Here is an 11,083-nt window from a genome sequence, read left to right as displayed (position 1 = left end):
TGAAATGGAGCGACGTTTTTTTGATATAGTTCTATTATTTTAACACCGACCTAACATCAGCGCAATTTAAACTTTTTAATACCTCTGATAAGAAATGTTTTGCAGTACAGCTTTACTGTAATGACGTTTAAATTCATCTCTTTTTCGAATAATTATACACTTTTTGAGTCAGAGTACAACTGAATTAAATTGCTGACAGAAGAAAATCGTTCCATATGTGGCCTGTGTTTATCCATAATCCCACCAAATTGTTGCTGCTTGATCCAGCGAATCTTTGCTTCTCTATGCATTTGTATACAAAATAGCCTGCAGCCCTTTTTTGGGGTCACAGGCTATTTGCACTATTTGACTACTATATTGCATAATTTCACTACATGAAAATAAAGTTTTTTTTCGTAAATGTCACCCTGCTGATGATCAGGTTGGACTTATGCTGTCACAACTTGACCCGAATCAGCGAGTTCCTCTTCTTTTTTTGGACGTCTGGCATTCCAAAGGAAGTAGGCCAGCGTCAGCACGATGGACACACCAGCATATATACTGAGAATTCCTGCCTGATGCCACATCACATCCAGATTGCCACTCGATACAACCGCCTTGAAGCCCATAATGCTGTGCGTCATTGGCAACCAAGGGCTAAATGCTTGAAGCCATGATGGAATCAGTTCAACCGGGAAAGTTCCTGCACTAGCCGCAAGCTGGAAGACCAGCAGCAGAATGACAACATAACGTCCCGGCAGATCCAGCCAAGTCACAAGTGCCTGAACAATCAACATGAAGGTCAGCCCTGTAATAATGGTGAACAGGTAGAACAGCCCTACGCTGTGCGTCTCCAGTCCAAGACCGTATAACATGAAGCTTGCCACGATAACCGATTGGAAAATACTCACGGAGCCAAATACCAGTGTCCGGCTGACAAAACGATTCCAGCCTGTTGCACCAGGTACTGACGTTTCCCGCATTTTCAAAACAATCGTCGATATCAACGATCCTACGAACAGACCAATCGACAGAAAGAACGGTGTTAATCCAGTACCATAATTGCTCACGTTCTCTGCTGTGTTTTCTGAAGAGTTCACAGGTTCAGCGAACATGTTCACCACATCATCCGTTTTCTTGACTTCGGATGTTTTCTGCGCGGCATCATTCAGCTTGGTTGCCAGTTCACTCGAGCCATCTTTTAGCTCGGTAAGGCCGTCAGCCAGTTTGCCTGCACCATCGCCCAATTGCTTGGAACCATCGGTAAGTGAATGAACACCACCACTGAGTTTACCTACACCCGTTTGCAGAGCTGTTGTACCTGAGCCCAGCTGCTTGGCACCATCCGCAAGCAATGTACCGCCACTTGCAGCATCACCCAATTTGCCGCTGAACTGCTTCAGACCATCGGAGAGCTGTGCTCCTCCTTGACTGAGCTGTCCGGCACCAGCCAATAATTGCTGCTGACCCTCCACCAGCTGGTTCGCACCAGCCAGAAGTTGCTTCTGGCCTCCATGAAGCTCGGCTGCACCCGCAGCCAGTTGCTGGTTACCCTGATGCAGCTGATCTGCACCCTGTGCCATTTTCTGCTCGCTCTCATGCAACTGTGCACTACCATCGGCAACAGCTTCACTCGCCGCAAGCAGTTTCTGTACATCAGCATTTTCGGCCAGTTCCGGGTTCGATTCAGCAAGCTGTTTCAATCCGGCAGCTACGCCTTTTGCACCATCAGCAACTTTGCCGCTGCCATCTACGGCCGATTGCAAGCCTGTTGCCAATGTTCCACTGCCCTGGACTGCACTTTGCAGACCTTCAGACAACTTCGCGCTACCCTGTTCGGACGATTGCAGGCCAGCTTGCAGCTTGCCTGTGCCGTCCAGGGAGGACTGTAGTCCGGTTTCCAGCTTCGCACTGCCATCTTTCAACTGATCTGCTCCGCTCTGAAGCTGACTCGAAGCGGCTGTCTGAAGCTGTTGCAGACCGGAGACGAGATTCGTTGTACCACTCTCAAGCTTGGTCGCCCCCGTATGCAATGCATTAACGCCATCACTTAATGGAGAAAGTCCTTCCTGAAGTTCAAGTGTTCCGGATGCGAGCTTCTCCAGGTTATCCTTGAGCTTCACTGCACCATCATCCAGTTTGCCTGCACCCGTATTCAGTTCCCCTGCTCCGTCGCCTGCCTCAGCCAAACCATCGGATACCTCGGAGAACTTGTCGAGCAACGTCTCCGCATAGGATTCTGTCACTTTGGCCGAGACCTTCGCTTTCAGGTCCTTAATAGCGGTCTTACCGATCTGTGCACCGACAAAGCTGTAATTGCCATTGGGTTCATAGATTAGATCAGCCGGCTCCGGCTTGTCATCGAGCAATGTTGTTGCTTGGGATGAGAAGTTCTCCGGAATTGTAATTTGCATATAATATTTGTCATTACTCATGCCTTCTTTGGCTTGACTGGCACTGACAAAATCCCATTTGAAATCTGCATTTTTCTTCAACTCATCCACCAGATCACTACCGACATGGAGGGTTTTGCCCTCCAGCTCAGCGCCTTGATCCAGATTGACAACGGCAACCGGCATTTCATCCACATGACCATACGGGTCCCAATAGGCCGCCAGATAGATGCCACTATACAGGATCGGTATAAACATAATTGCAATAACAGGGATCAACACCTTCGGGTTTCTCACGGCCGATCCCACATCCTTGAAAAACACGGATAAAGATTTCATGTCATTTTCTCCCCTTAATCTCTCTGCTCTATGAGCAGGAATAACCTTAATGAAAAACAATGCCGCATTCCAGAAAACATACTGAAACACGAGATGACCACTTTCCTCAAACGGTCACTTTAGAGCAAAAAAAACAACCTGTCTTCCGACAAGCCTCACTGCTTGATACGCGTAAAAACCCTTATATATAGTAGATTAAATTCGGATTACGTTACAGCAGCAATTCCTTCCATTAAGAAAAGGCGAAAGTACGTCTTAATTTCCTCTTTGCTCAGCGGTTGATGTTGCTTGCTCCAGTCTGAGGTGAGTGCAATGTACAGGCGAATCATCATAAAAGCGACAACTTGCGGATCACAATCTCGAATCTCTCCATTGTCTTTCGCTTTCTCAAGCTCCTTAGCCAAAAAGTCGGAAATGACCTTCTCGACTTTGTCCAAACCTTCCTTGGCCTGCAGCGTTCCAAAGTCCTTCAACTCCTGTGATAACTTAACCAGCAGATCGTGATCACGACGGAACTCTAACAATTCATCCAATACCCGAAACAGATTATCAAAAAATGCACTTTCCTGATGTACTTCACGATGCGCGATGTTCTTCATTTCCTGAATCACTTCTACCAGGATCTGATCAAACAATTGTTCTTTATTCGTGAAAAATGTATAGATCGTTCCTTTGCCAACGTTCGCAATCTTGGCGACCTGATCCATCGTGGTTGCTTTGTATCCAAACATGGCAAAAGACTGGGCTGCTGCATGAATAACCTGCTGTCTCCTGTCAATCGGAGCCATCTAATCCCTCCTTTATTTTGATTCGTTGTTCAAACGCTCCATATAAATGACCAAAAATACAATTCAGTCATTCGGTTAAAACCTACAATACCACCTTCGAAATAAGATTGCAACCCTAACAATTAAAAAATTGTGTTAATATTTTTTAACCTAAATGCAGTGGAAACTCCTTCTGTCGTCGTCTATAGTGTAAGATGACTCAAACAATACGTATATAAATGAACTTAGTCTGTCTCATCGTAAGATATATGATGGAAATATTCATAGAAGAAACATGATTTTGTGCTTCAATGTATATTCATGTAGTAATTGCATTCTATAGCTAGAATAAACGATGAATATCTTCATTTTGAATTTAAACTTATGAATAAAGGTGAACTCATGCGAAAACCAAGAGTGCTCTTATTATCGGAAGGTTTCGGTACCGGTCACACTCAGGCCGCTCATGCGCTGGCACATGGCATCAAAAAAGTCAGTCCACATGTTCACAGTCGTGTCATTGAACTAGGCAAATTTTTGAACCCAACAGTAGCTCCACTAATATTTTCTGCATATCGAAAGACACTATCGGTCCAACCCAAACTGGTCAGCCTGTTGTACCGCACACAGTACAACAAATCATTAAATGGCTTTACCAAGCTGGCGTTGCACCGGATTTTCTATACACAGACGGCGCAGGTCGTATCCCAGCTGAAACCGGATGCGGTGATCTGTACCCATCCTTTTCCGAATGCAGTGATCTCCCGGCTCAAACGCCAGGGACTGAATATCCCGCTCTATACCGTCGTGACAGATTATGACGTGCACGGAACATGGATAAATCCGGAAGTGAACAAATATCTGGTCTCTACCCCTCAAGTCAAAGCATTGCTTGAGATCCGTGGTGTCGATCCATCCCACATTCAGATCACGGGAATCCCCGTGCATCCGGACTTCTGGGAAGCAGGAGACAAGGTGAAGCTACGTGAAGAGATGGGGCTTCAGAACATGCCTACCGCACTGCTTATGGGTGGTGGATGGGGACTTTCGTTTGATGAGGAACATATGAAAGCTCTCACGTCCTGGGCAGATCGTGTTCAATTGGTGTTCTGTCTCGGAAGCAACGAGAAAATGATCGCGAAGATGAAGGAAATGCCTTGCTTCCAGCACCCTAATATTCGTATTCTGGGGTATACACGGGAAGTAAGCAAACTGATGGATGTATCCGATGTGCTAATCACAAAGCCTGGTGGCATGACATGCACTGAAGCGCTGGCTAAGCGGTTACCGATGTTGTTCATACCTCCACTTGCGGGCCAAGAGGAAGAGAATTGTGAATACTTTGTACAAGCCGGATATGGTCAGGTCATTCACTCATCCGATGTGATCACCAATCGTTTCAGACAACTATGTGAGCAGGCATCTGCTCAAGCTGAAAGCCCGCTGAAAGTAGCGCACCATTCAGGTAACCGTTCGGTCTATGATCCGACATGTTGTGCCCAGGCTGTTCATGACTTATTATTCCCGTCTACAGCCGAAGTCACAACAAAGCCCGTGGAACGCTTTACAGCCGGAATTGCTGCCACGTCCTTGTCAGGTACCAGAATACCATTCTAACGTCTCTATGGACCTTTAGAACAGCTCTCACGAGGTGTTCTAGGGGACAAGACAAGTGCTCACTATATAAAAGAAGGTTCCCTTCCGAATTTTTGGAAGGGAACCTTCTTTTATTTTTACTGGATCCACCGTATGATTTGGTAGAAAAAAGGGTAATTTAGAGTATAACGAGATTTGAAAATAACGAAATAAAACTACGATTCAGGCTTTTTGAAGGACCGTGTGATGCACACACAGTTAACTACCCTGCCTGTTTGCAGAATTTACGGGTCGATTACTTGTAAAAAGTATGATGACCGATCGTTTTTACTTTTTTCTGCGACCGGGCAACTGTCAGATCGTCGGCAAGTGTCAATGATAAGAAATAATACGTATCATCAGCAACTTCCTTCTTCCCATTCAGCGCAGCATTCACTGCTTTGACACTGTCCTCGTTGGGAACCACACGTTTCAAACGTCCGTTCGCTACGGGACTGAACTGGGATTTCTGATAGATCACCTTGTAAATGGTATCGGGAAAATTGGCTGACCGCAGCCGGTTTAAGACAACATTGGCAACTGCCACTTTGCCTTCGTACGGTTCACCTTCTGCCTCTGCCATGACGATTTTTTGCAGCAGATGCAGTTCTTTATCGGACACACTGTATGACCAGGTTGCGAGTTTCGACTCTTCCTGGTTCAAAAGTTTGGTCCGGGTAAAGTATAGTTTTTGGGGGGGAGTTGTTACAGCAGCGACTTCTTTGGCACGTTCCATTTTGGCCAATTTCAGTGCAGCTTCTTTTTTGGCTTTGGCCGCAGCTACAGCTCTAGCTTTGTTCTTGGCCTTGGCTTCTTGCAGTTCCTGCTCCTCTTGAGCAGTCGTAAGCCAGTTCTTCGCTGGCAGAGATTCAGTCCACGTTACGGTTTGGGCAGACAGATTAGAGGACAGACTTGTCCCATCTTGCATCATACGCCTCTCTTCTTGCGTAGATGTTTGGTTATTTTGCACAGAAGCCGCAAGTTCGGTCATCTGTTTACTATCACTAGCTTCATTCCACTTCCCCGTCGCTTGAACGACATTTACCCCAACTATACATACAAGCAGCACTGATAACATCGGTGCTACCCAACGATTCTTGCTTATAATGTTCATTCGAAGATTCCTCCTGTCGAAACAATTCCCTAATCTAAGTAACCCAAAAAAAAGAATTTGAATAACGATGGCTAATATTACATAGGGATAAACGTAATGTCAATGTGATTTTATGGCATAAAAATGATTTTCAGGAAAAACAGAACGTATCCACGACCTCATACATTGGTGATTTTCCCAGCCTTGTCACATAAAGCACAACGTCTTCCACCACCCATGAATTAGCACCTGTGGAATGTTCCAGAAGCATACTAGCCACCCCTTTATTTTCATTACCTGGAACTTTGCCCAGATATTTTCTGGCGATGGTAATATGCGGAGAATAAGGTCTTAATTCAGCTTCATATCCAAGGGTCGAAGTCGCCTGCACGATTTGTTTTTGCAATGAAAACAATCGTTCCACCTCTCCGCTAACACCTTTCCAAAGCACTTTAGGGGCTTCTTCAAGTCCAAATGTACCCCAGTTCGAAAGCTGAAGTTCAAATGGCTGTACTCCGCTTGTTGCTGAGCGCAATGCTTTTCGCAGGTGTCCGATGTCACTAACTAACGTATCCCCCAGAAATTGCAAAGTTATATGATAATCCCTGTGATCTGTCCATTTACGAAAATCAAGCTTGTTCTGAACAAGCCTCGCATCCATCTGAAGAGACTGCTGAACAGCTGCAGGAAGACGGATTGCTACAAACAGTCTTTCCCGCCGGGTTGCATGATCCTGATATGATTGGTTATTCATTGCATACACCTCTCTAAAGTTCGCTCTATTATTTCAAAATTATACATATCGTTTCAAGTTGGGTAAGTATAGAGTGACACAAAGATAAGAATTTGCAAATAAGGCTAGATTCCTGCATTTCCCACCTTAATGCACTTCCAACATCAAATCTGATACACTTTAATTATCTAAACTCATCAAACTATTTATCTCAGGAGGACCACACACTATGGGTAAAATTGTATGTTTTCCATCTCTATCCGAAGAACAGCAACAACGCATTCAGAATGCTGCACCGGGTTACACCCTGAAATTTGGAAAGGCCAAGGAATTGGACCCCGCTGAGTTGAAAGAGGCTGAGATTATTTTGGGTTGGTCGCCACTCGTCACTGAGCATGCATTGAAACAGGACAACCTGTTGAAATGGGTCCAGGTCTGGTCCGCAGGTGTGGACAATCTCCCCTTCGCAGATTTGCAACAAAAAAACATTCAGATCACGAGTGCAAATGGGGTTCACGCGATTCCAATCACAGAAATTATTCTGGGCATGATGTTATCCCACAGTCGCTGGCTGAGACAAGCCATGTTGCATCAACAGCAGTCCGAATGGAAAACTCCTGCCAAACCACTGCCGGAACTGCATGGCAAAACAGCGGTCATCGTTGGCGTGGGTGAGATCGGCACGGAAACAGCCCGCATCCTCAAAGCACTCGGCATGCACACGATCGGAGTTCGCCGTTCAGGTAAAGATGTCCCTAACGTGGATCAAATGTACGATATGACCGGTCTGCACGAAGCCTTGAGCAAAGGCGATTATGTAATTAACATTTTACCACTGACCGATGAAACCAAGCATATATATGATCAAACTGCATTTGAGCATTTCAAATCTGGTGCTTGTTTCGTCAATGTGGGACGTGGCCCCAGCGTGAAAACGGAAGCGTTGCTGGATGCACTCCAAAGCGGGCAGATTGCCTTCGCTGCACTGGATGTATTCGAAGAAGAGCCCCTTCCGGCAGACCACCCGCTGTGGGGCATGGATAACGTCTTAATTACACCTCATATTGCAGGAAGTACAGAACAATATACGGAGCGAGCACTCGATATTTTCGTCAAAAATCTGGAAGCATACGTCGCTGGCGACACCCTGCCGCTTAACCTTGTAGATTATAGTCATAAATATTAACACAAACACCCGTTCCCATGCAATATTGTGCAAATTACATCTATTATAATTCCAAATAAAAAGCAAAAAACTCCATCTCCGGAAAGTGTAATTCCTTCCAGATTGGAGTTTTTTTGTTATCCGCGCTTACATACATAACCAAATATGACGTATAAACGTGCCTTTTTGTACTGTTCGATACTCTCTTACTGCCCAGCCTGCTTCCAGCAAGTGCCCTTCCACCCACTCTGTGGAAACAACAACTGCCCGATTTGCCAATCTGCGCAAGCTTGCCAGCATGGCTCGTTGCTCATCGTTAGGAAGTACAGAACACAGGTTATAGGGCATGTCCAGAATTACTGCATCATACAAACCTTCCAGTTCATTCATATCTCCCTGTGTGATTCGATCCGAATCATATCCATAATGCGGCAGATTAATGCGTGCACCTCGGACAGCCAGCGGATTCAGATCGTTACCTTTTGCATCAATACCCATCGATAAAGCCTCAATAACAACCGTTCCCATACCACAGCAAGGATCAAGCAATCGATGGTTTTCTATCCTCGGGACGGCAATATTTACCAACGATCTGGCCAGTGTAATGCCGAATCCGGTCGAGTAGTTTTGCGGCTTCTGCCTATGAATTTGCCAAGATCGATCTGCTTCTGTCCACTGGCCCAAGATCCATTTTTCTCCTGTTCGGATTAGGCCGAAAGTCACCTTGGGCTGCTTCATCTGTGCCTTACCTTTAATACACATGCCTACTTCTTTTTCCAATTGACGAGACTGCGCATAATCAGGTGCATGATCCCCTTCTTTCAGACATACCACCTTAAAGGTCTCTTCTGGAAATAGCTGGATGTCTTTGGCAAAGGGAAGCAGATCATTCACTGTGTCTCCTTCACCGATCACATCCAGTCTGCCATGAATAAACGGACTTCGTCCAGGCGGTATATTTATATCCGACCATACATATGAACCCCCATCTGACCGGATGCCAGAACTCGGTTCGAGCAATGTGTTCAGCTCCAGCGTACATAATTCGCGTTCATTCTCGTGGCAAGCAAAGGTGTAGAGATGGTTGCCGTAAGTAGGGTGAGTACCAGGTGATTCATCAGGCAAAATTCTCCTCTCCTTCCTTCATAACTCATGCTAATTCCCCACCAATTGCCGCCTGTGTGACCCCAGTTTCTTCTATTATAAGAAGAAGGTTATATTTTTAATTTTTCAATGGATGTAAGCAGGTCTTCCGATAATTCTTTCAGACTTTGAATGTTGCCGCTAATCGTTTCCATGGAACTTACCTGCTCCTCCGCCGATGCAGAAACTTCCTCCACACTGGCTGCCGATTGTTCTGAAACAGCGGAGATCTGTTGACTGAAATCATTCATGCGTCCGCTTGCTTCCTGCATGCCTGCGAGACCATCCGTCATGGTGCTGATGACACCAACCATGCCTTCCACCGATTCATTAATCGTACGGAACAGTTGACCTGAAGCAAGCACATGTTCCTGACCCAGTTCGGTCTCCTGAACGCCCTTGCGCAATTCTGCAACCACCCCTTGTGAATCCTGCTGGATATCCTCGGTAATCGTCGTAATCTCTTCCACCGAGGTCTGTACAGCCTCAGATAACTTCCGCACTTCCGATGCCACTACGGCGAAGCCGCGTCCACTCTCTCCCGCACGCGCTGCCTCAATGGAGGCATTCAATGCCAGCAGATTGGTTTGGCGTGCAATGTCATGAATGACCTGCACCAGCTTGGAAATATCTTCATTTTTACGATTCAATTGCTCCATCTTGTTCATGGAAGCCGAGACTGAACCGGCAATCTGTTGCATCTGCTGCACCGACTGTTCCATCGCTTGGCGACCATTCAACCCTTGCTCCAGCACACGATCCGACATGACACGCAACTGGCTGCCTTGTTCCGTATGCTTCTGAATGTGCTCATTCAGGCCTTCAACAGTACGGGCCGATTCCACGGCTGTCTCGGCTTGGCTCTCTGCGGCCTTCGCTGACTCTTCCATCGTTACAGCAATTTGGCGACTGCCAATCTTAACTTCTTCGGAGGAGATTGCAAGTTCCCCGCTCTGACGATTGACATCTTCCGCAATTCGTCTGACATTGAGCACCATGGAAGTCAGGTTACCTTTCATGTCATTCACTGCTTTGGCCAGAACACCGACTTCATCCTCGTGTTTGGTATGTATGTCCTGAACGTTCAATTGGCCTTCTGCAATCAGTTTCACCGCACTGATAACACGCAGCAGTGGTTTCACGACCTGTGAACGAATAACAGGAATACTGATCGCTGTAATGATAATCATGACCAGAACCCCGAAGATGATGAACAATCTCCCATCCTGCACAGATCTGATCGTTTGGGCAGCAGCTAGATTGGACTGTTCCTGATTGTATTCCACAAGATAATCCAGATCGACTTGCATGGCGTCAAAGGAATCAGCCCCTTTTTCAGACACTTCCTTCGCCAGCTGCGCCTCCCCTTCATCGCTCAGCTTGATCGATTGCGTATTAATCTTGAGATACGCTGCCCATTTATTCTTGAACGCAGTCCAGTGTTCGAGCTCATCTGGAGACTTCTTCTGCTGGTCATAGATTTTAATCGCCTGCGTCGTTTCACGAATATACTTGGTACGCTCTTCTGACAAGGATGCCTTGTCCGTTTCATCCGCGTCAAAATGACGATAACTTAGCGAAAGAACGTGCTCTGTGGTATAGTTCAACCGATTAATTTGCTGGATTGAGGGCATCCAATTGGTAGTAATTTCATTGGTGTTGGATTCTATTGAATTCATCCGGGTGACAATCGTAACACTTAAAAGAATTAAACAGAGGATTAACAAGTAGAACGCGATGCTGATACGCAGACCGATACTTTTGATCTTGAATCTGCTGAACATATGATTTCCCCCTTGACCTCTTCGGCCATCCTGAATTCAGTTATTTTGTCAT

The 11,083-nt window shown here is 46.0% G+C and carries 8 protein-coding genes; 2 read left to right on the top strand and 6 right to left on the bottom strand.

Annotated elements, in window-relative coordinates; genetic code table 11:
• Positions 1-428: 428 nt before the first annotated feature.
• A complete protein-coding gene (locus M1D71_RS05880) occupies positions 429-2,711 on the bottom strand; it encodes a YhgE/Pip family protein (RefSeq protein WP_458125663.1) in 2,283 nt (760 codons plus the stop codon).
• Positions 2,712-2,917: 206 nt separating this feature from the next.
• Entirely contained in the window at positions 2,918-3,499 is a 582-nt protein-coding gene (locus M1D71_RS05875; protein WP_458125662.1) for a TetR/AcrR family transcriptional regulator, read from the bottom strand.
• Positions 3,500-3,880: 381 nt separating this feature from the next.
• Between M1D71_RS05875 and M1D71_RS05870 the strand changes: the two genes are divergently transcribed.
• On the top strand, positions 3,881-5,095 hold the full coding sequence (locus M1D71_RS05870) for an MGDG synthase family glycosyltransferase (RefSeq protein ID WP_458125661.1): 1,215 nt from the start codon (positions 3,881-3,883) through the stop codon (positions 5,093-5,095).
• A 274-nt stretch (positions 5,096-5,369) separates the two neighbouring features.
• Here the strand turns inward: M1D71_RS05870 and M1D71_RS05865 are convergent, their stop codons facing one another.
• Positions 5,370-6,227: a cell wall hydrolase gene (locus tag M1D71_RS05865; RefSeq protein WP_458125660.1), complete on the bottom strand. Its 858-nt coding sequence runs from the start codon at positions 6,225-6,227 to the stop codon at positions 5,370-5,372.
• 130 nt (positions 6,228-6,357) lie between these two features.
• The gene (gene thpR, locus M1D71_RS05860) at positions 6,358-6,960 is read right to left on the bottom strand and encodes an RNA 2',3'-cyclic phosphodiesterase (protein ID WP_458125659.1); all 603 of its coding nucleotides are present in this window, start codon (positions 6,958-6,960) and stop codon (positions 6,358-6,360) included.
• Positions 6,961-7,168: 208 nt separating this feature from the next.
• On the opposite strand from thpR, the gene M1D71_RS05855 reads away from it, so the two are divergent.
• On the top strand, positions 7,169-8,125 hold the full coding sequence (locus M1D71_RS05855) for a D-2-hydroxyacid dehydrogenase (protein ID WP_458125658.1): 957 nt from the start codon (positions 7,169-7,171) through the stop codon (positions 8,123-8,125).
• 126 nt (positions 8,126-8,251) lie between these two features.
• Here the strand turns inward: M1D71_RS05855 and M1D71_RS05850 are convergent, their stop codons facing one another.
• On the bottom strand, positions 8,252-9,229 hold the full coding sequence (locus M1D71_RS05850; RefSeq protein ID WP_458125657.1) for a TRM11 family SAM-dependent methyltransferase: 978 nt from the start codon (positions 9,227-9,229) through the stop codon (positions 8,252-8,254).
• A gap of 89 nt (positions 9,230-9,318) precedes the next feature.
• On the bottom strand, positions 9,319-11,031 hold the full coding sequence (locus M1D71_RS05845) for a HAMP domain-containing methyl-accepting chemotaxis protein (RefSeq protein WP_458125656.1): 1,713 nt from the start codon (positions 11,029-11,031) through the stop codon (positions 9,319-9,321).
• Positions 11,032-11,083: the final 52 nt, after the last annotated feature.

The sequence above is a fragment of the Paenibacillus sp. Z3-2 genome, assembly GCF_054161325.1.
Note: the sequence above shows the minus strand (reverse complement) of the source record. Positions and strands in the feature narration are given on the sequence as shown.